Origin of the sequence: Corynebacterium glutamicum ATCC 13032 (genome assembly GCF_000011325.1) — a bacterium.
Lineage (GTDB): Bacteria > Actinomycetota > Actinomycetes > Mycobacteriales > Mycobacteriaceae > Corynebacterium > Corynebacterium glutamicum.
This window is the reverse complement of sequence record NC_003450.3, coordinates 1,884,945-1,910,575: the sequence shown is the minus strand read 5'-3', so window position 1 is coordinate 1,910,575 and position 25,631 is coordinate 1,884,945. Positions and strand designations below refer to the sequence as shown.

The window sequence follows — 25,631 nt, the reverse complement described above, 5'->3', positions numbered from 1 at the left end:
CCGTTTTTGTGTAATAACTTATATTCTAGAAACTTCAATAACTTAGTAACTTTAAAAGGGGTTTAATATGGCTGAGAATAATGGCGGGTCGGATGACCTTAAGCCCATCTCTGTCGATGGGGTCGTCAATGGGGAAGTGCGCAGCGACAAAGAAAAGCAGGCGTTCGAGAAGATTACCGGTGATGATCTGCGTCGTCGTGCAGAACAAATCCGTAAACGTCGTTTAGCAAAAGCGCAAGAAGATGCACGTAAGCGTAAGCCATTGTTTGGTTTGGGTCGTATCGCTGTCACAGTACTGGCTGGCGCCGTATTTATTGGTACAACGTTGTGGATCAGTACCACCTCGGGCGGCTTTGACGACAAGGTGAGTGCAAACAATGAGCAGATTGTCACTCTGCGTAATGAAGTCAACGACTTAAAAAACACTGCAGAGACAATGCCCAAAAAAGAGACTCTTGCTAGTCAATTTGACGCAGCAACCTCACGTGCACAGAATGTGGCTGACTTACAGAATCAGTTAGCCGGCATTATTACCAGTGTTGATGATGATGCCGCGACCGAGCAGTTCAAGACAATTGTTGATGAGCTGAAACCGAAATTCACGGTCTCTGCTGGTACGACAGGTGAATTTCCTGCGGCGGGTCGTTGGTACCAGCCACAAGAAGTTGTTGTCGGAGATAACAACCGACCCACCTGGGCGCCGATGGGGGCTGAGTCCTGGGGATGGACTGTGACCCCTACACTGTCGATGTCAGATACCGAGCACGTTGTGGTGATGTGGGAGGCCCGCTTGACCGGAGGTGAGCGTGACGGTGCGCTGTTGGCGTGGGTGACAGCCGATTACAACATCAACACCGGCGTGTTTAGCTCGCTGGCGTTGGCGCATACCTATGAAGGACACCAGCGTATTGGTGCAACCACCTCACCAAGTGAATTTGGTGCCCACGGCACAAATGCAGAGGCGAGCGCTGCACGTGCTGGCAGTGAAGGCGGGGGGCTTGAGGGCGAGGCTATTTTCGTTGATGAGCTGCAGCGGGCACTAGAGATCGCTCAGCTGAACAAACAGGAGAACAGATAATGACGACACGAAATGTAGATAACCAGAGTGGTGTAACTGAGGACGAGCCGATGTTCGATCAGGTCAAGCGCTTTTTTGTTCGCAATATCGTCATGATCATTGCGTTGATCTTGGCAGTGGTGGTCATTATTGTTGCCACCAGCACCTCTGCGGATCGACATGCTGTACTTAAGCGTCAAACTGGTGAGATTATGGCCTTGCAACAGGAACGTGATGCATTAAACAGTAAGCTTGAGGGCCAACTTGAGCAGGTGGTGCGTGACGCTACCGGTGGTATGGATATTGAACACAAGGCTGCAGATGATGCTGTTGTTCGAGAATTTTTGTCCATGGCGCTGACGTGGGACAGCGTGCGCGACTACCTTGATGTGCGCGAGCAAGTGATGCGGGTTTATGACCTGGATGAAGAATCACAGTTTATGTCGGTGTTTATGCCTGGTGAAATGGCGGGCATTGCTCGCACCGATCCAACTGGCGAAGTGCACTATGCCTATGATGCAGATCTGTCCAACCGCTTTAGCAGCTTAGAATCCGTGGTTACTCGCATTAATGGTACAGAGTACAGCTATGTATCCACGGTGACGATGAAGTCGAAGCGCTCTGGTGGTGAGGCAGAAACAACCTCTACCTCACGCCTTGCCTATGACGTGATCGACGGCAAAATTCGTAACCTCGAAGCACGTACTGTCCCCGGTGGTGTGAAATACTCGGGCTAAAAGTTTCTGGGGCAACCCCCAATAGTTAGTTGGTGACTAGCTATTGGGGGTTTTGTCTTTTAATATTATAAAAAGAAAGTGACAAACATACTTGCATTAAAAAGGAATTGAGATAGGCACTATGGCACGAGCGAAAAATAAGAAACAGCGTCAATTGCAGCACGCTCATGATGCAGCACAGGCTGAGATTGCAGAAGCGGTAGCGGTTAACACGGTTGAACCAATTAATGCACGCACCGGTGGATGGCCTTCGTGGGTCGATAAGGTCTGGAAGCTCACTGGTTCACTTGGTGGTTGGTTTGCTTTCCTGGTTTTTGCCATCGCCGTGTGGCCGGTAGCGATCCTTGCAGCTGGCACTGTGGTCACCATCATCGGTACGTGGGGAGTATCAGTACTGCCAAGTCTGGTTATTTCCAGCATCGGCGCTTCTGCTGGTGTGATTATCTCCACTACTGATGGGTTCCTCTTTAGCTGGGTCATCCCGGTGCTGTTTCTCATGATTGTGCTGGCACTGGTGGTCATGAAAGTGCTCAATCTTATTTTTGGTGCATTGTGGCGCTTCACCATGACTTTGCGACAGGGGTTATACGCAGGTCGTGAAAAGATTTCTCGCGACGACGCGAAGCGCGCACGAGCAGAAAAGAAGCTGACTAAGCAGCAGGCTAAAGAAGCCAAAAAGCAGCGCAAACTTGATGCCATTTACTCGGCTCAACAGGCTGAAGAGACTCTGGCGCAACAGGCACAGTCTGAGCCAGAAGAGTCAGACGATAAGAACCGACACGACGCCCTCAACGACGCTGTTGCAGCAGCTCGCAACTAGCTAGTTACCACGCCTGACACACGATACGTAGAGAAAAGAGAAATGATATGAAGCTTGCAGGTTTTAACACCAATTCACCCGCAGCGCAGCGGGTTGCCGAACAGGGTGAAAAGGTACAGCTCGATGCACCGGTGTACGCGGTGTTTACCCCAGATGTTGTTGAAGTTGAGTTTATTGGCACGCAGCATGAGCCGGTATTGCACGTTGAGGGTGCCATCGACAGCGTGACTGCATTGTCGCAGCTACCGTACGACATTCAAAAAATTACGTTTGATTCAGAAAACCAACAGCGTTTTAGTGGATTTTATAAATTCAGTCCACAGCAGCATAAAGAGCTCATTGATAAAGGTCTGTATCTAGAAGGTTTCCAGCCACCGCGCGAGATGATGACGAGCCTGCCGTGGGAACTACCCATGAATGCCGATGTCACTGTCGTGGCACCAGAGTCGCAGGATGCGCCACCGATTGTGCTTGTGGGCTTATCTGAGATTCATGGTGTGGATTTTAGTCAAGAATCCTCTGGCTATGAGCTCACCAGCATGTTTGAGGACTACCGTAGCCAGCGTGAAGCGGGCGAGGCGGACAAGGATTTCTCTGAGTCAATTTCTCGTGCAGAGATTGAAGGCAAAGATATTTTCGCTGATGCTAACCGCACCCGTACCGGTGTCAGTGCACATGCACAGCGCCTTGAGCAGGAGCGAGCGCTGAGCGCAGCACAGTTGATGGCGAAACTTGCTGGCATTTCCTTCCAGACTGAACCCGTGCTTGTTGGTGCGGAAGAGAGCTTTGATGCTGAGCAATTCCTCGCCCATGATCTTGATGACACCGCTGGTATGAGTGAGTGGGAGCGCGAGGTTACCGAGTTCTACAACGAGAAGATTCGCGCCCAGGAGCCTGTGGTGGAGCGGGAGGCTGAGCGGGATAGCGATATTGAGACTGAGGTTGATGCAGCACCAACTGTCAGTGCTGCAGAGATTAACGATGTTATTCATGATCTTGATGAGCTTGAATTCGATGACGTGATTGATCTTGATGCAGATGATGTTGTCAATACCGCCGAGGTAGAGGCGCCAGCAAGTGTCAGTGCTGCAGAGATTTCTGCGACAGAGCTTGATTTTGATCGCGAGTCACGGGCTAAGACCGCGCAGCGAGAAGCCAGCCGACGTGTTGCACAGAAGATTCAGACTCAAGAATCTGTGCGTGAGGCATATATTCGCGAGCAAAAGCATGGCTATGACGCATCACCTGCGGAGGGGCGCAAGTTTGATGAGAAAATTGCAGAACGCGGGCTAGATCTATAACGAGGATCGGCGCTACTTTAAGCATGTTTGTGCTGTTGGCGCCGATTTTTTCATAGCTGTACACACATAAGGCAACAGGAGAAATACAGTGAAACTTGACGACGCTATGGTCATGATCGAACAGCGCCTGGTCAAAGGTCGCGGCGCAACCAAGACGCAACTAGCACCCTATGAGCATATCCAGCGCAATATTGCAGCCCGAGGGTTGAGAGCCGATGACGGAGGCTCGTGCTTCGGTTATGGGGATGCGTCGCTGAGTAATGACGATGTAGCAACTGCTGCAGAAGATATTCAGGATTTGTTTGCGTGCGGGCATACGGTTATCTCAGCGATTGTCGTTTTTGATAAGAGCTATCTCAGTGAGCATGGAATCATGAGCTTTGATCCGAACTATTTTGGTCAGGATATTTATGCGGACACCCATCCAGAGATTGATCTCATGGAATTGCGTTTAGCCGTGATGAATGGGCTCTTGGGGCTTGAGGGAACGTTTTTTGAGGATATGCGTTATGTCGCATCTATCGAGGTGAGCCGGAGCTATGTCTATGCGCACATAATGATGGCGGATGCAGGCGTTGACGATGCACGCGGTAATGCACAGGTGAAGATTACGGACACCGAACGAGTGCTGTTTAGACGTGGTGTTGAATCCCGGTTTGTGGAGCAAGAGGCACGCAACGTCGTGCTTTAGCCAAGGTGAGGCATCAAGAGAAGCAACAGCGTCGTTACCGTTTTTTTGGTGGGGGCGCTGTTGTTGTAGTTAAAGAAAGAGCGGTGGGAAAATGAGTTTGAAACAAGCCATTATCGTGCGCAATGAATATACGATTAAGCAGGCAAATGGCAAAGGTTCACGAGGATCATCGCCAGGTAAATATATCTCTGGCTATATGGCACGCAGCGATGCGGTAGAAGCAGTAGCACCTATTGTGCGCAATAAATTAGATGATTTCATCATGCGGTATATGGCACGTGATAGTGCCGTGGAGCAGCTCACCACGGACAGTAACGCAGACTATGACCAGCAACCTGAAATGAACTCTCGTCGTGGCCGGCAAGGTCGCCGCGCGACCTTGAAACAACGTCGTGCAGAACGCAGCGCCCGGCGAGCAGCATTGCGAGCGGGCGTGAATACAGACTCCGACACCACCAACCCATCACAACCTGTGCACCCGAGGGAACTCGCGGAATTTACTACCCAGGATGGGCAGCGCGTTCATGATCTCATGCTGAGGGCTCAGGGTAATGGGGGAGTGGCCTTTGGGTATGGCGATGTCTCGCTGTCACATGATGATCTTCATGCAGCAAGTAATAACGTCCAAGAGCTCTATGAAAATAGGCATACCGTGATGAAAGTGGTCCTATCTTTTACCCAGGATTACCTGACCGCGCATGGCCTTATTCCAGAGGATCTCGATATTAAGCGTGCTGGTGATTATCGCGGCCAGGTTGACCAAATGAAGCTACGCATGGCTGTCATGCATGGTGTGGATCGTCTAGCCCAGCGTCATTATGATGATTTGCGCTATGTCGGCGTGATTCAGGTTGATACGAAGCATGTGCACGCCCACTTGACCATGGTGGATGCTGGTTATGGACACCGGGCTGCTGATGGTACGCAAAAAGGCAAAATCAATAAGCCAGGTAAGGCTATTTTGCGGCGTGGTATTGACGCCTGGCTTGATCAGCATCAGCATATGGCGCACTTGTCAGCAGCAGTGGGGTATGAAAAACGCAATGTCACCAGCTACGTCAAGCGCTGGGCGTTTCATCAGCTCACCCAAGAAAGTGCTGCGCAATTTGTGGTCGCTTGTTTGCCAGAGGATAAGCGACTGTGGCGTGCATCGACCAATGCCAAGGAAATGGATAAGCCGAATAGATTAGTGCGCGAGTTGGTGGAGGCGCGACTTGGTGAGACTGATTCACCGATGCCGGCAGCACTGTCGCAGGTCTATCAGTATGCGCAAAAACGCCGCGTTAAAGAAGGTTTAAGCAAGCAGGACACCCAGCGTTTGATTGATAATGGCCGCGAAAAGATCATTGAGCAGGCCATGAACGGTGTCTACAGTGTCCTATCCGCGATTTCCGATGAGCAACGCGATGTCTCTACGGCCATGTTGACAGTCATGCGTCAAGACTATGAGGATTTGCTCGATGGTATTGCGCGGAAGAAGAGCAAGGATCTAGACGAGCAGGGTAGTAGTGGATCACAAGAGGTGGGGAAAGAAGAGCCTGAGCCAAGTATTGAGGAATTTGGGCTGCGTTTGCGGTCGTATTCAGCACGCTTGAATCATCACCGAGAACAACGAGAAGCCTTTGCCGTGAAAAAACGCTCGTGGGAGGACGCTAACTCTCAAGGTTTGGCTGATCCCACCTCACAGGTAATGTGGAGTTTTTATGACACTGAGGAGCAGTATCATGCGATGTGCCAATCCAAGTACCAGCACTTTTTGACCTTTGCCCCACCTGTCGGTCAGTGGGAGAAGCAATGGGCTGAGGTTGCTGATTACGGTAAAAGGGTTGTGGGTCTGCGTGCACTGCGGGCAGATCGTTCTTTGGCACGCATGAGCGATGAACGTGCAGCTGAAGCTTTGGGTCGGCAACTTTATGACCAACCCGGTGGTGGGTTATTGGCTCGAACAGGCGCTGAGGGTAAAGCTGGGCGTGCGGTCCTGGATGGCCGAATTGAGCGCATGATGGTGACCTATCAGCAAAAAATTGATGATTTGCGACGAGAATGGGCACAGCTCGGTGCACGTTTAGAGGTTGAAGGTGATGCTGTATTGATGGATGCAGCAGATCTACGTGAATCTGGGGGAGAGGGTGCAGATGAACGCCAGATACAGCAGCAAACAATTGAGTTGCCGGTCGCTGATGTATCTGATTCTGTGCGCACATACCTTGACGAAGAGTTACGTGATAGTCGTGATGTGAGCGCTCATGATCCAGTGCACACCTTGCGTGGCAGGTTTCAGGTCGTGTTTCGACCGGAGCATGATTTTGAGCAGGTGCGTGGCGCTGACCTGCACGATCTTCACTATGACTGGTTTAGCGATCAGAAGGTCAGTCAGCCCATTGTGCGTAGTTACGGTGAGTTAGTCACCCAGCGACGTTATGCTTTTGAACGCGCTCGGGAGTGGATGATCAGTTCGCAGCAGGAACCAGAAGCAGTGGCAGAAGAGCTTGATCATGCCGGCGCGGACATAACTCGCATGGAAGCAACCAGTAGTGAGGTATCCCGTACAGGTATTTTGCGTAGTGCCATGCTTGCCAGAATTAGAGAGCAGGCGCGACAACGCGCTCAGCGTGCAGCGGAAGAGCAGGCTCGTCGTGAGCGTGAGTTGGTAGCACAGCGACAACAAGAAATTGATCAGGAGACCACGCAACCAGCGTTCGAGGTGGTGCAACGACATGTACAACCGGAGTCGGTGCAGATTAAGCGGGGTAGAACAGTTGCGCTAGATAAGCGAGTGCAGCCACTGATTCGTGATGCTGTGGATCGAGCTGTGCTGGATTCACAGCTGCGGAGTACCCGTGATGGTGGATTGGGGTAGGCGGTTGATTAAAAAAAAAGAACACTTTGATATGAATTAAGTCGAAGTGTTCTTTTATTAATTTAAAAGTATATTTCAGCAATGGTAAATGAATCTCATAAGTTTTAAAGAAAAGTATTGCATTTGTTTGACAAGGTGATTATGCTTCACATTAATACTTAATAAGAATTGTTCTGGGAAGTAATATAAAAAGTCCCGAACAAATTAGTGTGAAAGGGTTTGTATCATGGCTAATTTTCGAAGCAAGGATAAAGATGGCAATGTCATCAATCCGAACGCGTCTACTAAAGGTGTAGATCTTGTTGTCAACGTCTACGACAGCGCCAAGCATGTGACCGAAAAGGGTAACACTGTCCACTTTGTGGATGTTCAGGTAGCGCAGATTCCGATTGACGCTGACGGCACTCGTGCGAATGCGAATCTTGCACCACAGACTATGCCTCATCTGCATCTTGACACTAAGGACGGTCAGCGCAACACAGGTGTTGCGTATTCTGATGCGCAGATTCAAGCGATGCAGACGGTGGCAGCACAGGGGCGCAACCATATGACCCCGCTCTTGAGCAAAGACGGTGAGACAGTTGGTTACTCCATGTTGGTCAAGGCTGATGTCATGTTCCCGAAGACCAAGGACGGCAAGTCTCTCCCTGCGGTCATGAACACTAAGTCTCTGCAGCCATCTGGGGTTCCTATTTCGGACGCGATGAATATTCAGCAGCAGCAGTTTATGGCTGTGGCAATGAATCGCCAAGCAGCAGAAGCGCAGAAGGCTGCACAAGCCCAAGCGACCCAGGCTCAAGCACCACAGGTGGCACCGCAGCCAGTTATGCAGAATCAGCAATTCCAGGCACCAGTGCCACAGGGCCAGCAGCCAGCATATGCAGGAGCCCCTGTCTATGCAGACGCGGTAGCTCATGCAACCGCGCAGCAGCAGGCAGCAGCAGCTCAGGCACCGCAGGCACCTGCTGGGAATCCGTTTAACCAGCCGCCAGCAGTAGCAGCAGCTCTGGCACCGCAGACGCAGCCGCCAGCAGTAGCAGCAGCTCTGGCACCGCAGACGCAGCAGCCGGCAGCACAACCTCAGATGGATAACGAGCCACCGTTTTAAAAGGCGCAATACACCACACCCCAACAAACTTTTTGATTGTTGGGGTGTTTGTCTCAGATCATGAACAGCACAATGTAGGAGAAGATTGATATGGCATTTCCGCTTCTAGCGGTTGCTGGCACAGTTGCCCCCGTTGCAGCAGGATGGGCAAAAGATAAGTTTCTCAGCAACTCTCAGAATAATCAGCAGGCCCAGAATCAGCAGATGAGTTTTGGACAGGTCAACAACAGCGCACAGAATTCTGGATCAGAAAACAGCGGTTTCATGGGTCAATACGGCAATCTGGGTGCAGGTTTGGCAGGTGCTGCTACAGGCGCAGGGCTTGCGTATAGCGATTTTGAAGATGGTCAAAGTTTGTCCTCGAAGGCCCGCAACATGGTCGGCAAAGGGCTCGCTGGTGCCGGAGCTGGTGTGTTCACCAAGCTTGCCAATGATGCAATTCAGGCCGAGGGTGGCTCGATGAAGGCTAGTGCTTATTCTGCCATTGCAGGCGGCTTGGGATCGTATCTCAAAGACGGCGGTCCGGGTGTGATTAAATCCGCGATGGCCAGCGGTGCAGCCGGTTTTGGTGCGGATAAAGTGCACGATAAATTAGCTGAGTCTGGTCATGAGGGGTTGGCTGATTCCTTGTCGGGCGCTATTCAAGGAGGTGGTCTTGGTTACTCCACGCTTGGCGGTGTCACTGGTGCTGGTATTGGCGGTGCGACGGGCGGTCTCGCAGGACTAGCACAAAACTACTTTGGTGGTGGCGATGACTACAGCAACGCTGGGGCATCTGCATCGGGGTTTAGTGCCAACCAGGTTAATAGTGAGATCAGCACCGAGATTCCGCAGTTTGCGAATCTTGGTCAACCACAGCGATCCGAGCTTGAACAATTAGCGCTACCTCAAGAATCACGGTCTGTAGATAAGAGCTACGACCAAGGCTACGAAGCGTAAGCGCTTTATAACAACCCCGTTTTCAGCTGTGCTGGGAGCGGGGTTGTTGTTTATTTTTAGCTATATAAAAGTCTACTTTTAAAGTACTAATATTACAGAGGGGTAAATATAGTATTTTTTCACGTCAGGAAAGTAGGTAGACAGTTATGAAAATGGGAACGCCGGAGAATGAGATCATATTTCACACGTGGAATCGCACAACTCGTTGTGAGGTGACCCGAGATGCCGCAGATCACCGAGTGAGCGTTACTGAGATCACTGAGTCTCGATGGGTAATCCATATAATTGTGAGCGGGATTCTTAGTGCGCTCGCGGTTCTGGTGTTTATTATTGGCGCCGGCTTGCCACTGTTGTACGTGCCGATTTTTGTGACTGTCATCGTCATGGTGGTGTATGCGCTATTGCGCTATGAGCAGCGCATGTCAGGCACAGTCTACGAGGAAGCAGATCCTGTCGAAATGGATTCAGTGATCTGGGAGGGCATCAAGTGCGATATTGCCTCGGATATTGCAGCCCGAGCAGAAGCGAAAAAAGCGAAAAAGCCAGTTGCGTCAGATGCTGTTGCTGTTGGTAACTATATCGCGTCCTTGCGTCAGCATATGTTGGTAGAAACCCAGCGACGTTATCACCACAAGCTTGGTCGTGAGCTGCATAATGATCCAGCGCAACTAGAGGATTATGGCTCTGGTCTGCGTGACTGTGAGTGTCGGGCATGTGTGGTGGCTCAGAAATTGGGTGTCACGGTGCACGCTCATGGTGTGGTGCAGGCGAGCGCACGTAAAAAAGATCGCGTCATTATTGGGCGAGCCGATGGTATTGATGTGGCCGGCTGGTGGAACCACCGCCAAGAAGCTCGACGTAAAACGAGCGCGGCTAAGCAGTTGGAGCGCGATGCACAACGCAAGCGAACCCAAGCTGAGCGCGATAAAGAGATTGAGCGTAAGCGTAAGGCTCAAGAATTTGTAGCGGAGCAGTCAGGGAAAGCTGCTGCAGCACAACGGCGGGCCGAGAAAAAGGCTGCGAAGCAAGCGCGTGTAGATGAACTGGTGGCGCAGAAACAGGCTGCTCAGGAGCAGAAAACTCACTGTAAGCGGGACAAGCAGCGTGCGAAGAAAGCACAAGGGCGCAAAGTTGGTGCCGTTGATAATTCCGCTGTGGACGATGTGTTGGCGTATGCGGAGAAAACCCGCAGTATAGCTGGCTGTAGAGATGACGACAGCGTTGTGCACGTTGATATGGCAGCGGGTGTCCGCGATGTCTAAATCGCAGGATGATCGAAAAATTGCAGAGCTTGAAGCACAGTTTCATAGTCTTGGTCTTAACAACACTGAACTAGTTACCCTTGATGATGCAGCGTCGCTATTGGGTGTGCCGGCAGGTATTCATCAGATTGAGGCCGAGGTGATGTTGGTGAATTTCGGTGATGGTGCAGATGGCATGGGCGGTGACACGACGAAGTTTTTGCATTATCAGCCAGATGAGTCGCAGCCTTACGTCTGGGTGATGAAGCGGGTGTATTCCTTTGAGGCGATGAAAAAGCTCATGGTCGGGTTGTTTATTGGCTTGTGCATACTCATCGTGGGTGGGCCAGCTTTAGGGCTTATGCTCGGTGGTTTTATCGGTGTGCTTATTGGTCTATGTCTAGGTACTTCCGCAGCCATGATTGTTGGCCCTTTTGGGCTTATGCGGATGAAGGCGTATCCACCATGTATGGACAGTCCATGGGTGTATATGTCACAAGAGCAGTGGCGCACCGCTATGGGTGCGGCACAGCAGACCGAGGTGTCTTTTGTTGAGCACTGGGACAATATTTACGGGGATAATCTGCATTAACAAATTAGTTAATAAAGTGTAGTATTTAATTAATTATTAAATTCAATTAACTTTTTTGTAAAGGTGGGAAGATGACCCAGGTTGTGGCGGGTACGTTGGTGGGAGAGTCGATTAATCGTGAGATTGATGAAGACAAGTACCCTTATTTGAGCTCGTATGCAGCGCCTGTTGCTGTACCGGTGCGTGAGATTATTGGGCGCGAAGAAGAAGTCAATAAGATTATGGCCGCGCTGATGCGTCCAGAGATTTCTAATGTCATGCTTGTGGGTCCTGCTGGTTCGGGTAAAACTACGTTGGTACAGCAAGCACTGGTGAAAGATCCAGAGCGTAACTACATCGAGGTCGATGTAGCGAAAATGGTTGCGGATTTGAGCACCCCGGCGCAAATGGCTGCGCGTATTAAAGGTGTGTTTGAGGACGCCATTGCCTATCGCAAGCACGAAGGTCATGAATTGGTGCTGTTCGTTGATGAGTTTCACCAAATTGTGCAGCTGTCTAATGCTGCGGTAGAGGCAATCAAGCCGATTTTGGCGATGTCTGGTGTCCTTGGTGTGCGCGTTATCGCTGCGACAACTCTCGAAGAATTTCACGAACACATCAGGCCGAACCAAGCATTGACGGAGCGTTTGCAGGAAATTCGACTAACGCCGACCGATCAGAAGACCACTGTGGCGATTTTGCGTGGTATGGCAGATCGTTATGGCGTAAGTGATCAGTTCTATGACGACCACGTTTTTGAGCAGATTTACTCCACCACTGAGCGTTTTATGCCGAGTTCTGTCCAGCCTCGTAAATCCATTCGTGTCCTTGATGCGATGGTTGGTTGGCATCGACTTTCCGGCAAGCCGATGGATATGGATCTGCTCGGTGATGTGCTCCACGATGCTATTGGTGTCGATATTGCATTCAAGGTCGATGGTACGAGCATTAAAGACAAGCTTGATGAGAAGGTAATGGCGCAAAGTCTTGCCACCACTGTGGTAGCACGTCGTTTGCAGCTGGTGGTGGCGGATCTTCATGATAAATCACGGCCACTGTCGAACTTCTTGTTCACCGGGCCTACTGGTGTCGGTAAAACAGAGCTGGTCAAGCAACTAGCACGGGTGCTCTTTGGTGATGACACTGGGCGATTGATTCGTTTTGACATGTCAGAGTTCGCCTTAGAATCAAGTCTTGACCTTTTCAGGTCTGAGCTCACTCGTCGTGTCGCTGACCAGGGTAACGCTATTGTCCTGCTCGATGAGGTTGAGAAAGCTGATCGAGCTATTGCGCGGTTGTTACTGCAGGTACTTGATGATGGCCGACTATCTGACGATTACAACCGTGAGGTGAGTTTTCTTAATACCTATATCGTCATGACAACTAACGCTGGTTCTGAGATTTTCGAGACAATTTCGAACTATGCCACTGATGACACGGGCGATGGTCGGGCGATCAAAGACTTTGTGAAAAACATTCACACGTCGATCAAGAATAAGGGTTTTCCACCTGAGCTTCTTGGTCGTGTAGATGAAATTGTGCCTTTTCAACCGCTGTCGGAGACGACACAGGACAGGATTATTAGCAAGAAGCTGCAGGATGTGGCTACTGAGGTCTATGAACGCCACGGCGTGAAACTGCACTGTTCACAAAAGGTTATGGAGTTTCTGCTTGTGGATCAGGTGGAGGAAAGTGCTGAATCTGGTGGTGCCCGTGGTGCGGTGCGGTCTTTGCAGCGGGAAGTGGTCACTGAAGTGGCGACCTTTATTAATACCTACCCAGAAGTGCGTGACATTTACGTTGATGTCGATGGTCAGATGCGTAATAAGACTAACCGTGTGTCTACGGCCCGTGTGGTGATAAAGCGTGTCGAAGGTTAATTACTCTGGGGTCGCTTAAATAAGTTTTAAACATAAAGAAACTCAATATTAAAGTCGCGTAATTAGTGTTATATTAATTACGCGACTTTAATAGTTTTCGAATACGTAGATTCTCGAAATACAGCAGAAAGCAGGGGTTATGCTCGATTCATTGAAAAATCGCTTCACCAAAGCGAAAGGTTCTCATGGAGTGGGGGAGGGGGCTGTTTCTGGCGATGCAGCAGTAAAGCCACTGCGCAAAGAAGAACGACTCGCCTCAGTCATTCAGGAAACCGAACCAGGTGCTGCAGTCGAGGTCATGCGTCGCAATGACGCATTCGCTTTGCCAGGTGAGACCGGTTGGGTAGTCATGCTGTTGCCAACTCACGATTCACAATTCGGTGGGCTCAACGCTAAGGAAAAGAACCGCGAGGATAAAGGCACGATCATCAACCTGGTGGTCAACGATGATATTCATTCCGTTGTCACTCCAGAACTTCTTGACAGCGATGTGCTTGGTGTCATTCCTGATGCAGATTCTTTCGATCGCATGGATGAGTTTGATTTACTGCGTAACAAAGCACGCTGGCACTACGGAGTGGCTGCAATTGAACCTGACACGGGTGAGCTGGTGGTGTTTAAGGTGCCCGCGAAAAATAGCGCTTCGGCACGCGGTGACATTTTTTCCGAGGTCGGCGATGTGCTTAGCGGTGCTGCTGACCTCGAAGACGTGGTTGATTTTGAGGTCATTGCCACCTTCCTAGAGGTGCTGAATGAGACCTCTGAGGTGGATATTGATGACGAAGATGGCGACGTGCCTTATGGTCTTGAGGGTGTCAATGCAGCGGGAGTTATCACGGATGACCTCATTCGCGAGAAGCTTGATGTGGATTCCTATCCGAGCAGTGCAGAGATCATTGACAATATTGTGCATGTGTTCACCAAGTTGCAGGGCAAGCATCATGTGGCACCACAGCCGGTGCTTCACAGCGCAGACGTAGTGGATGTTGATGCACAGGAGTCCCATGACACAGTGGTTATTGAGAGCCCTGATGATGTCGCACTAGCAGAACAGGTGGATGTACCGGATTTCAGTGATGGATTTGGTATTGACGATGCCGAGGTTACTGAGCCAGAGGATGAGGAGGTTGTCGAAGCAACAGCTGATGCAGATCCTTTTGGTGATGTAGCAGAAGACGATCCTTTCGGCAGTGATGATGAACCAGATTTTGGTGCATCCGATGTTGTTGCTGCACCGGCACCTGTAGCCGGCATGTCCGATGAGCAGATCCAGGCGCTGATTCGTGGTGTGTCTGAGTCCGTGCAAGCAAAGACTGGTTCAGAACTTAATGCTTTGCGAGAAGAACTTGCACAAGCACTGGCTTACAATCCGGTTCAGGATTCACAGGCAGCATTGGCACAGGTGCACGCAGCTGATGCCCGCAGCTTTGATGCCGATCAAGTGGGTGATGCTGTCACCAAACGTTATGTTAATGACGACTTGGGGCTGTATGTCGATGAGGCAAACTTCAATAATGCTTTGACCAGGGCACCGTTCCAGGTGGCGATGCCGCAATTCCAGGAGACTACACCGTGGTTAGGTGATCAGCTTCGTACATTGGTGGCTGTGTTTAATGGTCAGCTGCTTGATCAGCATCAGCGTGACTACGAAGAAGTGCGCGCGATGTACATTGCGCTTAATGATCGCTCTAATCTTGAGATCGCTCGTGATCTTGGACTGGATAATAAGGATTCCGAATTCTACGAGGTTTACCGTGCCATTGAGCGTGACCGCGATGTTATGGCTGGTGATCAACAGCGTGTGGAGTCAGAGCGTCGTCAGCAATTGCAGCAGGAGTATGAGGCGAACCGTGAAGAATATGTCATGGCAAAGATCGCGGAGCAGCGCGTGGAGTATGATCGCCGTCATATGCCTCGCCATACCGCATCACTAGAAGCGGTAGGTCGAGAGCTGACGAGCCTGCGGGATCGCACCATTGAGGATTACACCGCACGCATGAACACGCTGCGTCGTGCACGTGCTGGTGAACGGGCTAACGCTGCAGAATCTCGCATTATTGACGAATTGCGCCCGATTGTGGAGCGCCAGGCAGAACTGCAACGAGCAGCTTTCGATGGTTTCATTGTTGATCTTGACAAGTTTATTGCTGATCACCGCGAAGATGACCTGCGTTTGGCATCGGTGAATGAGCAGAAGCTTGCTGCAGATAATCGTGTGGCACAGTTGACCAAGGAAGCCGAAGAGCGCATCGAGGGTATCCGCGTCGAGACCGATAAGATGATCGCCTCCCAGCGCAAGGCACTTGAGCGTCAGGAAGCGGAATTCGCAGCAGAGCTTAAGCGTCGCGACACTATTGTCGCTGCATCGGAGGAACGTGCTGAGCGGGAAATTACCACAGCACGTCTTGATGCTGAGGCGGCGCTCAAGCGCATGGAAGAGCAAATTCGTGTAAATAATGAGGCGCATGAGGCGGAGATTGTTATTGAGCGCGATCGAGCCACCCAAGCAGAGGCGAACTCCATGACGTTTGTTGAGTCAGTCAAGCAGCAGGATCGCAGCAACAACATCATTTTGATTGCCGTCCTCATTGTGGGGCTGATTGCCGGCATGGTCGCTGGCGCAGCCTTCTTCTAAAAGATCGTTGCGCGGGCTGTATAGGCGATTGGGTTGATGCCCGCCACATAAGTGATTGTGTGGCGGGCATTTGTATAGAAAAAACAACAGAAAGGTAAGGGCAATGGCATTATTCGGTTCAAGTAAACGCGATTATGACAATGTGTCTGGTGGCAAAGCCTTCAAAGGTGGTGGCACCAAAGATCTAAAGCAGACTGATCGGACCTTTGATCAGCTGCGAAAACAGCGGGTGACGGATAAAGCCCGCAACCGTGACGTACACAATGAGCAGCAACTGGCACGCGGTGAAATCGGAGAAATGCGCTCACCGATGTGGGTTGAGGTGGGTGCTGCGATTCTGGGCGTGTTTGTCCTGGTTGTGATGTGGCTGGCCTGGGGCGGTATCGGGCTGCTGATCCAGACCATGATGAATACTGGCTCACCTAATGACAAAGAGCTTTTTGATGAGCTTGGTGTGAGACCCTATTATGTTGCTGTCGAACAGCAAATCGGCACCAGTAGTGCTCACACCACGTGCTACCAACCGCTTGATGAATTTGGCAATAATTTTGGCGACTGTACGCGTAGCGTGCCTAAAGAGCCAGTGTGGTACGCCGATTATGTAGCTAGTGTGTTCGCAGAACATGGCTTTGATGCACCAGAACCTATTGATAATTCGGTGGGTAGCTGGCTGTTATTTGGTCATGTGGGCATTATTCGGGTGACGTTTGTGATTGCGGTTGCAGCGGGTGTGTATGCGATGTCACGCGCAGCAATGATGCGTCAGCTAGAAACACAAAACGTCGCTGTGGACACCACCGATATTAACCAGCACACCAATGACGCACGTTTGGCGATTCCGCAGGAGATTGTGCGCGATTTGAGTCTGTTCCCCGATGTCGGTGCACACTCACCAGTCCAGCCCTCAAGCATGATTTCCCATGTGATGCTGTCGAATAAGGGCTTGAAAAAGGTGGATGTAACGCAGTTTGCACAGGAGACAATTATCGACAATGACACTGGTGAAATTGTCTCTGAAAAGGGTGAAGTGCTCTATGACGGTGCAGGACAACCGATCACAAAGAGCTTGCCGATGATTGACAACGAATTTAGCCATGCGATTTTTGACAAATCAGATGTCCCGAATCTTCCCGAGCTGCGACGGTTCTTTAATCCAGCAAAGATTGAGTGGAATCCTGGTGGTAGTAATCGTGACAAGACTGGTAAGCAAGATACTGTCGCGCAGCACATCAATGAGGATTGGGAGTTTCCCGATTATGAGCCGCAGCGACCAGCTGGTGCTTATGTGGTTGATGAAGCTCCGGTGAATACGCTGGTGTTGGCTATGACTCGTGCAGGTAAGGGTAACTAAGGCCCTGTGCGTTTGGTGACAAGCGCATACTTTTAGGTTAATTGCTTTGAATCCCTAAAGCTCTTCTTACCGAAACGGCAGAGTGAAAACTCATACCGATATGGTTGCGAAAGCGGAAAGAAAAGAAGAGATGGTCTTAAGGTTAAATCCTAAGAGATCACGTAACAATGGGTCTTTAGCAGCCACACCGCTACAGTGCGTGACACCATGCGGTAGGTTCAACGATTATCCCCTTGTGGGGGAGTAGAACTGCAAGCTCATGGCAGAAGAAAAATCTAACTCTTATGTTGTTTGATAACTTAATAGGTTTGTCGATAGTAATGTCATTAATTTAGTAGAATATTTTTATGACAATTCTTCAACAGGCAACAGATTTGTACCTCCGTGGTTTCCCTGGTGACTACATCAAAACTCATACCGGATTATCTATTCAATCGGTATTGAAACAGAATTTGGTTAAGGGCACTCGGTTTAGTAAAGCTGATGTGCAAAATTATCAGATTAGTTTTATTGAGAAACGATTTAACCATGATGAAGTAGAAGCTGCCTATAGGGAGATGAGTTGTGAATTTGATGATCTATACCAAGCTGGAAGATCGAAGAAAATTATGGCGTTAGATTGTGGATTCGGGGATTACGCAAAGGTATTCAGGTCGATTCTGGGTGAGTCCCGCTATAGAGTTTTGCGAGATGAGTGTTGGAAGTTGAAGCAGATTGCTACAGTCAGGGAGCGCTACGGAGTCGATAACGTTTTTGATAAATCGACCTTTGATCGGTTTGTCAATGAGGTTGCTGTTGAGCGTGGGCGGGAGAAAAGAACAGCCACGTTGGTTGAACGTTATGGAGTAGAGCACCCGAATCAAGATCCAGACATATTATTGAGAATGCAAAATACCCTTAGGGCTACGATGAATGATCGCCATGGTGTTGATTATCCGACTCAAATCCCAGAAGTTGCGGAAAAAGTTCGAAAGTCTAGACAAGAAACTATGACATCGCTTTATGGTGCGCCGGATAGTGTTTTGGTACCTGAAATTCGGGAGAAGATTTTCGAAGCTCGCAGATTGAACGGTACATTAAATGATTCAAAACCAGAGGACGCCTTAGAAGTTTTGCTTCAAAATCGTTTTGGCATGGACGATGTACTTCGAAATGTGGTTGTGGATGATCGTTATCCTTTTCATGTTGACTACTACATCAAATCCCGAGATATGTTCATCGAATTGAATGGGGATCGTAGTCATAATGACCACTGGTTTGATTCATCTGACGAGCGTGACCAGAGTCTTGTTAGATTTTGGATGGGTAGAGCAGATGAACTTGAATCGGAGTTTGGCGGTCAATCTAGATATAGGAGTTTCATTCGTGTCTGGACCGAAACTGATGTGGCTAAGCGCGAGGCCGCAAGAATCAATAAGTTGAATTATTTGGTTTTTTGGGATGGCAGCAGTTCTATTGATGGTGAGGGAAGACATCCTCGATTAAGTGATGCGCGAGCGTGGTTTGATGGTGGTTGTTTAGATTCAATTGATTGGGATTCTCGACAAACTTATTAAGTTATTAAGCACTTAAGATGAACATATAATCTCATCTCACGTGAAAGCGTGAGCAGGGGTTCGCCCCCGAGGATTGTGTTGCGAACAGTCCTGAAGATCATGTCAGACCTACATTGAGCCAATGATCGACATGTGGACGAGGGAAACTCGACCGAACAATATGTGTATCAACGACCCTAAAGGCGAGTTGCTGAAGAAAAATTATGTTCGGATGTCTAAGCGCGGTTTTCAGGTTGTTCAGTTTAACCTGATTAACAACCTGAAAACTGATATTTATAACCCGTTGGGATTAGCAGCCGAAGCAGCTCGCGAAGGTAACGGGATGAAGTGCGCAACCTATGTGGAAAATATCGCAGAGGTGTTCTTTCCGGTGGACGGTGCCGATGATCCGGTATGGCCGAATGCGGCCAACAATGCCTTCAAGCGTGCAGCCTATGGTCTTATCGACTTCTATTTGGAAGAGGAGCGCGAGATGCGCAAGCAGGCTGCAGCTGAGAATTGGGATGCCAAGGTGCTTGATACACGTATTGATCAGATGTGGGGTAAGGTCACGCTCTACAACTGCTACCAGCTCTTTGTGCAGCTTTCGGCAAAGAAGCTGAAGAATCCCGTTGAGCGACTCAATGAACGTGCACGTGCCGGTGAATTCGGTAACTTAGAGACTGATGAAAATGCAGCCATGATGTTCCAGGATGCTGTGACAGAGGCCGAAGAGAACGAAATGTTTCTGTGGGAGGGTGAGAAAGAAAAAGACATGCTCACCTTGTTCTTTAGTGCCACAGACGGTCTGCCAAAGTCCAGTGTTCGTACTCTGGTGGGCAACGCAGATAAGGCCCTGAAAGCAATGGGTGGCGCTGAAAAAATGATGGCGTCGGTCTACGGTATCGCGATTACAGCGATGTCCTTCTTTACAGACCCCACAATTTCAACGTTAACCTCAGGCACACTAAGTCAGAACGTTGACTTGGCCGGATTGTCGTTTCCACGGCGCATGGGTGTTCGTTTTGCGGCCCCCTATGTGAAGCGCTACAACCTGGTTGGATCACAGGTGAAATGGGATGCGTATAGTGACGCCAAGTTCACCAAGCCGTTGGGTAAGAATTTTGTTCATGATGACACGCTGTCGGTTGAGGGTTGGGCGCGGTTCTATATTAAAGACTCGTTCCCGAGTAATACTGCGTACCTGCGTTTGCGGATTCTCAATGGTACTTCTGGCACGTTGATCAAGACTCTGTACTTCAAGTTCACCAAGGGCTACCAAACGAACCTTAAAGGCCGTGCGTTTATTACTGATCCGGTGACCGATGAGAAGATCATTAAGAATGGTCTGCTGATCGAGCTGGTGAAAAACGATGCTGGTGACTTTGTTCCAGGTCATGTGCAGTTTAAGACGAAGAAACTGAATCTTGACCAACTCACGCAGGAACAGATCAATATGCCGGGTCATGACATGATCAAGCAGGTTGATGCGATGGTTGATGCGGTGTCGGCTCTGAATGTGCGGTATTCGGAGAAGCCTAAGGCAGTGTTCTTCGTAACGCCTCCGCATCTTATGAAATATGCGAAGTTGATTTTGATTCTCATCAAACAGCTTGTGGATCTGAACTTCGATTCCTCGTATATGACGCGTGAGAATCAGAAGCCGGATTATAAGACTCGTTTCATGTTGGACGAGTTGGGAAACCTTCAGAGTGAGGGTCATGGTATTGCGGGATTTGAAACCATGCTCTCGATCGGTCTGGGACAAGAACAACAATTTAGTGCGACCAGTTGCGTAGCGAAAAACTACGCTCTTGCAGCTTAAAGTTGCAAGAAACTGTTTCATTGATACACAGAATGACGGAGTAACGCCCTGAAATGTGCACACCAAGCTACGGTATGCGGTTTGAACAAAATAGAACTGTATAAAGCCCGTTAGAGTCGGCAGAAGGTCGGTCGTAAAGGTGCTGGGATTTGATCACAGTAGCTACGAAAGCGTCAGAGTGATCTGATGTGCCGCTGATATGCCGGGTGTCCAGAAACTGCCTAGGGTGAGAATGTTATCGAGTGAGATAACTGACGAACTTGCGAATGTACGGCTCTTGAATTGTTCGGCGTAGAAATGCGTTAGTGCTCGTAGGGGACAAGTAAGACTTGAATTTATGAACCTCCCTGATGTGTTACAGGCACATCCGAGGCGAGCAGGGTCAGAGTGAGCACCTAAGGGCAGCATGTAACGGATAGGTGAAACGGAACTGGGAAAGATATTCGGCGTGAAATAGCTGCCAATATTTAATAACTTTATAGTGAAATGGACCACTTGTTATCAAGGCTGAAAGCTTGTTTAATTAATTAAAAGGGGTAATATATACAAATAAAGGTATATATTTGAAAGTAGTTTGAGATGACAATACGAGCACCGCAACAACATCGGCGACGAAAGTTTAATGATTTATCCGGTAAAACTTTCGGGCATATAAAAGTTCTTTATCGCACTAACGATCGTGTAAACAAAAGTGGCAAGATTGAGGTTCGGTATCAATGTCTTTGTGATTGTGGCAGGGAGTATGATGCACCGGCCTCTAGATTTAAGAACGCTGATGAAACCGCATCGTGCGGTTGTCGTCGTTATGAGACTGTTCGTAAAAGGATGCAGGGTAAGAACTTACAGGATCTCATAGGTCAGGTGTTTGGGCGATGGACTGTCATAGATCGAGCGGAAAGTAGGGTTTCCTCCACAGGAAGGAAAACCACCATGTGGCATTGCAGATGTACTTGCGGTGTTGAGAAAGATCTTGCTGCGGGGTCACTGAAGAATGGTGATTCGAAATCGTGTGGTTGTCTAAAAATCGAGTCGCTTTCAAAGAATAGGGATTTAGTTGGTTCCACATTTGGTCGATGGTCTGTTGTTCGACGTGGTGAGGACGTGCTGCAGTGGGGTCGCTTATCTAAGGCGTGGTTTTGCGAGTGCGAGTGTGGAGCGACAAGGGACGTATTGGAACAGTCTTTGTTGCGGGGTCGGTCAATATCGTGCGGGTGCTATCGCATAGAACAGCGACGAGAAACTGCTGTTTTTGAAGATTTGACTGGCAAGGTATTTAACCAGTGGACTGTGCTGTCTCGTACGGATGACAGGTTTTACCCTGGTGGTGGGCGGTCTCAAATGTGGTTGTGCCGATGTATGTGCGGCTCCGAAAATGCTGTTGCTGGGATTATGTTGAGGCAGGGTATTAGCCAATCGTGTGGTTGTTTGCACGGATCAATCCAAGAGTCACATGTCAGGGACTTTCTTTTAAAGAATGATTTTCAGTTTGAATCTCAAAAGACTTTCGATGGTTTGGTGGGGGTTGGTGGAGGACCACTGAGTTATGATTTTTTGGTTTTCAAGGATACCGAGCCCTGGTTGTTGATTGAGTGCCAAGGTGAGCAGCATTTTAGACCAGTTGAGTATTTCGGTGGAGAGAGTCGTTTCGCGATCCAACAAGAGCACGACAGACGAAAACGAGCGTTTACTGTAGTCCGAGAGCTAACACTTTTGGAGATCCCATATACGGCGAGAACAGCAGAATCAATTGGCGAGTTATTAGTAAGTGGTCCGTTTCAGGAAGAAGTTTTTGGATAGCGGTTTTGCGTAGACTGACGAAGAATAATAAGCAGTCGAACGAGTGTTGAAAAGTAGTGATCGAAGCGTTGATAGCTCTTGTAATGAGAGCAGGAGTAATGGTCACAAGTCACCGGAGGGATAAGAACTCTAGTGATGGAGCGCCGTATGCGGTGAAAGTCGCACGTACGGTGTGGGTCAGGGGAAAACGTGGAGATAAGATCAAAGCGTTACCTATTGACATCATTGATTCTGCAGACACTGCAGCAGTTGACTCAGGTGTATGGCGAAGCCTCAGACAAGATTCTCCAAGGTAATGCGCAGCCGTTGACGGCGAAGATCGCAACACCTGATGGATGGGTCACGATGGGCGAAGCAGAAGCAGGTATGAAGGTGCTTACCCCAAAGGGGACAGTCAGCGAGATTGACGGTGTGTTCCCACAGGGTGAGCGAGATGTATTTACTGTGACACGTAAAGATGGCTCAACCACAGAGGCTTGTGATGAGCATTTGTGGGAAGTGATTGTGGTTCCTGCCGAGCAGGATGCAGCAAGCGCAGCATAATGAGTCGAAACAGAACAACCCCCTGAGGATTATCCTTAGGGGGTTGTTTTTTGTTGTGTGGTGTTGTGTCTATGCAGAGTGAACCAACAATTTAGATTCGATATTCAGGGCATTCATTTGCATAGAGAACATCAGCGAGCGTATTGAGTACTTCGCCAGATCGTTTCATTGCCATCATGTCATTGAGCATATGCAGGGTGTCCTCGTGGGTGATACCCTCTTCGCGTGCTTCACATACAACCTCAGCCATTTCCTGGTAGTAGCCTTCGGCAAAGGCCACATCGTCATAGACACCGGCATCTTGTAGCTGGTTAGCAATAGTGTCGTAAGTATCGTGTTCAACTCGGGCGACTGTTGTTTCTTCTACCTGAGTTGCAGCTGGCTCTTCAGCTGTAGTGGAGCAACCTGCAGCGACTAAGCCGAGGATGGGTGCTAGGAGAGCAATGGCGAAATATTTGTATTTTTAGACATGCTTTAATTCTTTTCCTTTAAAATTGATTACTTATTATTTGGTTAGAAGTGGCAACCTGACAGGTCACTCATCCCTTACGAATGCGGAAAAACACTGTACAACCAGCAAAAATAGGCCATACGCAGCCTACATTAATTCAGTTTCAGTAACTAATCTGCAGAATCAAGCAACATTTTTAACCCACCGGGTTTTGCCGGCATCGTAGATTCTGTAGAGCTCGTTGTTGAGCGCTGCTTCGTGCTCTGTCCAAGATTCGTTCCATAGCAACGCTGGGTCGTCTCTAAAGCGTTTGCGCTGGAAGCTTTCTTTGGGTGTTCGGCGCCAACCTGTTGCGCCACCGACATAGCGATAATCCGGTGCAAGCTGTTGCTCGGCGGTAAAACCGGCAGTTCGATACAGGCTGCCGTCAGAGACATCAGCAGCAGAAAATGAGATCCATTGCTTGAGTACTGTGCTGTGTTCGTTGAGTGTGTGCTCGGCAAACTTCAGCAGCCTAGTAAAACCGCCAGGGACGTTACCGAGTGTCGCATAGCGCTGGATTTCCCATGTGCCTTTTTTGCGATACATGCGGGCATTGTTTTTTGGTGAGCGCACCGACAGGAGTGCTCGAATATCGTCGTTGTTGTCGCACAGGGCAAAGTGCTTAGTGGCCGAGACAGCACCCTGAATATGGTTGCTGTTCAAGAATGCAGCAGCGCGTGAACCAGAGACCACCGACAGTGTGAGTGTACGGGCGAAAGCGGTGGTTGCCACACGTGAGTCAGTAGTTTCGGTAGGCAAAACAGCACTGAGGTTATGGGTTGCATGAAGCTTGTGTGCGATCATGCGGATCACAATGTCGCGGCGAAGATTCCAGTCGTCCTCCCACACATGAATGAGCTGCACACCGGCTTGTTCTGCGAGAGCTGATTTGTTCGCATGATAATGCTTATCTTTGATGAAAAGCTCAGAGTGCCAGTACAGGCCGTTGAACTCGATAGCGAGATTTTTGGACGGTATGAGTACATCGGTTGACGGCGATGCACCTTGATTACCGGTACGTCCATTAATGAGCGCACCTTGCTGGACATCAGTGTTTGGGAATAATGCACGGATGACCTCAATAAGTTCAGCCTCTTTGCGTGAAGTTCCTGTATTTGCGCAGGTGGGGCAGTCTGTTCCGCGAACACGATCCTTTACTGTGGCGACCCATTGGTGGTCATGATTTTTAGAACATTGCCATGTTAATTGCGTATGGGAACCCCTGCTAATGGTGGGGATAATGGCCGCGGCGCTCACACCACTTGGTTGAGGATCTGCAATTTGCTCGGCAAGTTTAGGGTGAGTGGTTGCAAGATCATTAAGCGCCGGCGCCACAGTTCGCTCTGAGCACACAGGGCACTGGGTGTTCTGTCGTACACGCAAAATTGGTGAGGTTTTCCAGATAAATGGTGGTTCATGCTTGCAACAGATCCACTCAACAGGCTTGTTGTGGCCGGCTGTAAAGGTTGTCGCTGCAGATTGATCTACTAATTGCGCTGCAAGTTCGGGGTAGGTTGTTGCAAAGTCATTGTCACCGACTAATACCGCTCGGTTGGCACAGTAGGGGCAACCAGAACTCGCAGATTTAGTACTCGTGCGATTATTTGGCGTAGCCAACCACTGGTGTTTTGGGTTTACTACACACTGCCACAGTTGTCTTTTGCCAGAACCAGCGGAAATGGTGACGGCAATATCTTGGTCAACCAGCTGTACAGCAAGATGCGGGTGAGTGGTGGCGAGATCATTAAAACCTGCCAACACTCGTGTTCCGGCACAATAGGGGCAGCGCGGGTTCTTTGCATTGGTGCGGTTATTAACCGAGGCCGTCCAGATGTGATTGGAGTGCTTAGGGCACTGCCACTGCACTTTTTTGTTGGAACCGGCTGTAAGAAGTTCACCTAAACCAGGGTCAAGAAGTTGCGCTGCAAGATGCGGATGGGTGTCAATAAGCAGTGTTGGCATAGTTATATTCTACAATATGCTCAACTAGCTTCTGTGATTGCAGCGTGGTGCTTGAGGCGGCTCCGGTGTCAGTGAGGAAAAAAGGGGGACCGGGTGGGGTGAGTTGCTGTGGTGACCAGCTTATTTATTGTTTTCTGATTATTGTGCAGAAACTGTTGATATTTATATAGTGCTTGCGCGTTTTTATGATGCGCGCACAGTGATAGTGAGAGCACGTATAGATGTGCTTTTACTGAAACTGCTTTTACTTCACAGTTTCATCGACAGAGTTAATTGCCATTCCTA

At 49.4% G+C, this 25,631-nt stretch carries 19 protein-coding genes; 17 read left to right on the top strand and 2 right to left on the bottom strand.

Annotated features, from left to right (window positions below; translation table 11 throughout):
- The first annotated feature begins 67 nt into the window (after positions 1 to 67).
- The 17 genes from CGL_RS08980 (at position 68) to CGL_RS08900 (ending at position 22,891) form a co-directional block, all read left to right on the top strand.
- Entirely contained in the window at positions 68 to 1,078 is a 1,011-nt protein-coding gene (locus CGL_RS08980) for a hypothetical protein (protein ID WP_011014643.1), read from the top strand.
- Positions 1,078 to 1,794: a hypothetical protein gene (locus CGL_RS08975; protein ID WP_011014642.1), complete on the top strand. Its 717-nt coding sequence runs from the start codon at positions 1,078 to 1,080 to the stop codon at positions 1,792 to 1,794. The genes CGL_RS08980 and CGL_RS08975 overlap by 1 nt, the downstream gene beginning before the upstream one ends.
- 121 nt (positions 1,795 to 1,915) lie before the next feature.
- Positions 1,916 to 2,614: a hypothetical protein gene (locus CGL_RS08970; protein ID WP_011014641.1), complete on the top strand. Its 699-nt coding sequence runs from the start codon at positions 1,916 to 1,918 to the stop codon at positions 2,612 to 2,614.
- Between the two features lie 47 nt (positions 2,615 to 2,661).
- Positions 2,662 to 3,915, top strand: a complete 1,254-nt coding sequence (locus CGL_RS08965) for a hypothetical protein (protein ID WP_011014640.1) — start codon at positions 2,662 to 2,664, stop codon at positions 3,913 to 3,915.
- Between the two features lie 88 nt (positions 3,916 to 4,003).
- Complete coding sequence (gene mobL, locus CGL_RS08960) at positions 4,004 to 4,606, top strand: relaxase MobL (protein WP_011014639.1); 603 nt, start codon at positions 4,004 to 4,006, stop codon at positions 4,604 to 4,606.
- A 91-nt stretch (positions 4,607 to 4,697) separates the two neighbouring features.
- Entirely contained in the window at positions 4,698 to 7,466 is a 2,769-nt protein-coding gene (mobL, locus tag CGL_RS08955) for a relaxase MobL (protein WP_011014638.1), read from the top strand.
- 226 nt (positions 7,467 to 7,692) lie between these two features.
- A complete protein-coding gene (locus tag CGL_RS08950) occupies positions 7,693 to 8,574 on the top strand; it encodes a hypothetical protein (RefSeq protein WP_011014637.1) in 882 nt (293 codons plus the stop codon).
- Between the two features lie 90 nt (positions 8,575 to 8,664).
- On the top strand, positions 8,665 to 9,513 hold the full coding sequence (locus tag CGL_RS08945) for a hypothetical protein (RefSeq protein ID WP_011014636.1): 849 nt from the start codon (positions 8,665 to 8,667) through the stop codon (positions 9,511 to 9,513).
- Between the two features lie 287 nt (positions 9,514 to 9,800).
- Positions 9,801 to 10,775 (top strand): hypothetical protein, encoded by a 975-nt coding sequence (locus CGL_RS08940; protein WP_011014635.1) that lies wholly within the window; start codon positions 9,801 to 9,803, stop codon positions 10,773 to 10,775.
- Positions 10,768 to 11,346 carry a DUF456 domain-containing protein gene (locus CGL_RS08935; RefSeq protein ID WP_011014634.1) on the top strand — a complete coding sequence of 193 codons (579 nt, stop codon included), beginning with the start codon at positions 10,768 to 10,770 and terminating at the stop codon, positions 11,344 to 11,346. The genes CGL_RS08940 and CGL_RS08935 overlap by 8 nt, the downstream gene beginning before the upstream one ends.
- 71 nt (positions 11,347 to 11,417) lie before the next feature.
- The gene (locus tag CGL_RS08930) at positions 11,418 to 13,205 is read left to right on the top strand and encodes an AAA family ATPase (protein WP_011014633.1); all 1,788 of its coding nucleotides are present in this window, start codon (positions 11,418 to 11,420) and stop codon (positions 13,203 to 13,205) included.
- Positions 13,206 to 13,344: 139 nt separating this feature from the next.
- Positions 13,345 to 15,840 (top strand): hypothetical protein, encoded by a 2,496-nt coding sequence (locus CGL_RS08925; protein ID WP_011014632.1) that lies wholly within the window; start codon positions 13,345 to 13,347, stop codon positions 15,838 to 15,840.
- A 103-nt stretch (positions 15,841 to 15,943) separates the two neighbouring features.
- Positions 15,944 to 17,191, top strand: a complete 1,248-nt coding sequence (locus CGL_RS08920) for a hypothetical protein (RefSeq protein ID WP_011014631.1) — start codon at positions 15,944 to 15,946, stop codon at positions 17,189 to 17,191.
- A gap of 347 nt (positions 17,192 to 17,538) precedes the next feature.
- Positions 17,539 to 18,747: a DUF7487 domain-containing protein gene (locus tag CGL_RS08915; protein ID WP_011014630.1), complete on the top strand. Its 1,209-nt coding sequence runs from the start codon at positions 17,539 to 17,541 to the stop codon at positions 18,745 to 18,747.
- A 121-nt stretch (positions 18,748 to 18,868) separates the two neighbouring features.
- Positions 18,869 to 20,551, top strand: coding sequence for a type IV secretory system conjugative DNA transfer family protein (locus CGL_RS08910; protein WP_011265814.1), 1,683 nt, complete (start codon positions 18,869 to 18,871; stop codon positions 20,549 to 20,551).
- 1,425 nt (positions 20,552 to 21,976) lie between these two features.
- Positions 21,977 to 22,348, top strand: a complete 372-nt coding sequence (locus tag CGL_RS15670; RefSeq protein WP_227747669.1) for a hypothetical protein — start codon at positions 21,977 to 21,979, stop codon at positions 22,346 to 22,348.
- Positions 22,349 to 22,564: 216 nt separating this feature from the next.
- Complete coding sequence (locus CGL_RS08900) at positions 22,565 to 22,891, top strand: helicase (protein WP_227747668.1); 327 nt, start codon at positions 22,565 to 22,567, stop codon at positions 22,889 to 22,891.
- Positions 22,892 to 22,982: 91 nt separating this feature from the next.
- Here the strand turns inward: CGL_RS08900 and CGL_RS08895 are convergent, their stop codons facing one another.
- Positions 22,983 to 23,171, bottom strand: a complete 189-nt coding sequence (locus CGL_RS08895) for a hypothetical protein (protein ID WP_011014626.1) — start codon at positions 23,169 to 23,171, stop codon at positions 22,983 to 22,985.
- 354 nt (positions 23,172 to 23,525) lie between these two features.
- Positions 23,526 to 25,346: a zinc-ribbon domain-containing protein gene (locus CGL_RS08890; protein WP_011014625.1), complete on the bottom strand. Its 1,821-nt coding sequence runs from the start codon at positions 25,344 to 25,346 to the stop codon at positions 23,526 to 23,528.
- Positions 25,347 to 25,631: the final 285 nt, after the last annotated feature.

Bases quoted from the DNA above. Each gene is read 5' to 3' on its own strand.
- CGL_RS08925 (WP_011014632.1), top strand. From the start codon at position 13,345: ATGCTCGATTCATTGAAAAATCGCTTCACCAAAGCGAAAGGTTCTCAT.
- CGL_RS08915 (WP_011014630.1), top strand. From the start codon at position 17,539: ATGACAATTCTTCAACAGGCAACAGATTTGTACCTCCGTGGTTTCCCT.
- CGL_RS08980 (WP_011014643.1), top strand. From the start codon at position 68: ATGGCTGAGAATAATGGCGGGTCGGATGACCTTAAGCCCATCTCTGTC.
- CGL_RS08890 (WP_011014625.1), bottom strand. From the start codon at position 25,346: ATGCCAACACTGCTTATTGACACCCATCCGCATCTTGCAGCGCAACTT.
- CGL_RS08945 (WP_011014636.1), top strand. From the start codon at position 8,665: ATGGCATTTCCGCTTCTAGCGGTTGCTGGCACAGTTGCCCCCGTTGCA.
- CGL_RS08950 (WP_011014637.1), top strand. From the start codon at position 7,693: ATGGCTAATTTTCGAAGCAAGGATAAAGATGGCAATGTCATCAATCCG.
- CGL_RS08930 (WP_011014633.1), top strand. From the start codon at position 11,418: ATGACCCAGGTTGTGGCGGGTACGTTGGTGGGAGAGTCGATTAATCGT.
- mobL (WP_011014638.1), top strand. From the start codon at position 4,698: ATGAGTTTGAAACAAGCCATTATCGTGCGCAATGAATATACGATTAAG.
- CGL_RS08910 (WP_011265814.1), top strand. From the start codon at position 18,869: ATGATCGACATGTGGACGAGGGAAACTCGACCGAACAATATGTGTATC.
- CGL_RS08935 (WP_011014634.1), top strand. From the start codon at position 10,768: ATGTCTAAATCGCAGGATGATCGAAAAATTGCAGAGCTTGAAGCACAG.
- CGL_RS08965 (WP_011014640.1), top strand. From the start codon at position 2,662: ATGAAGCTTGCAGGTTTTAACACCAATTCACCCGCAGCGCAGCGGGTT.
- CGL_RS08970 (WP_011014641.1), top strand. From the start codon at position 1,916: ATGGCACGAGCGAAAAATAAGAAACAGCGTCAATTGCAGCACGCTCAT.
- CGL_RS08975 (WP_011014642.1), top strand. From the start codon at position 1,078: ATGACGACACGAAATGTAGATAACCAGAGTGGTGTAACTGAGGACGAG.
- CGL_RS08920 (WP_011014631.1), top strand. From the start codon at position 15,944: ATGGCATTATTCGGTTCAAGTAAACGCGATTATGACAATGTGTCTGGT.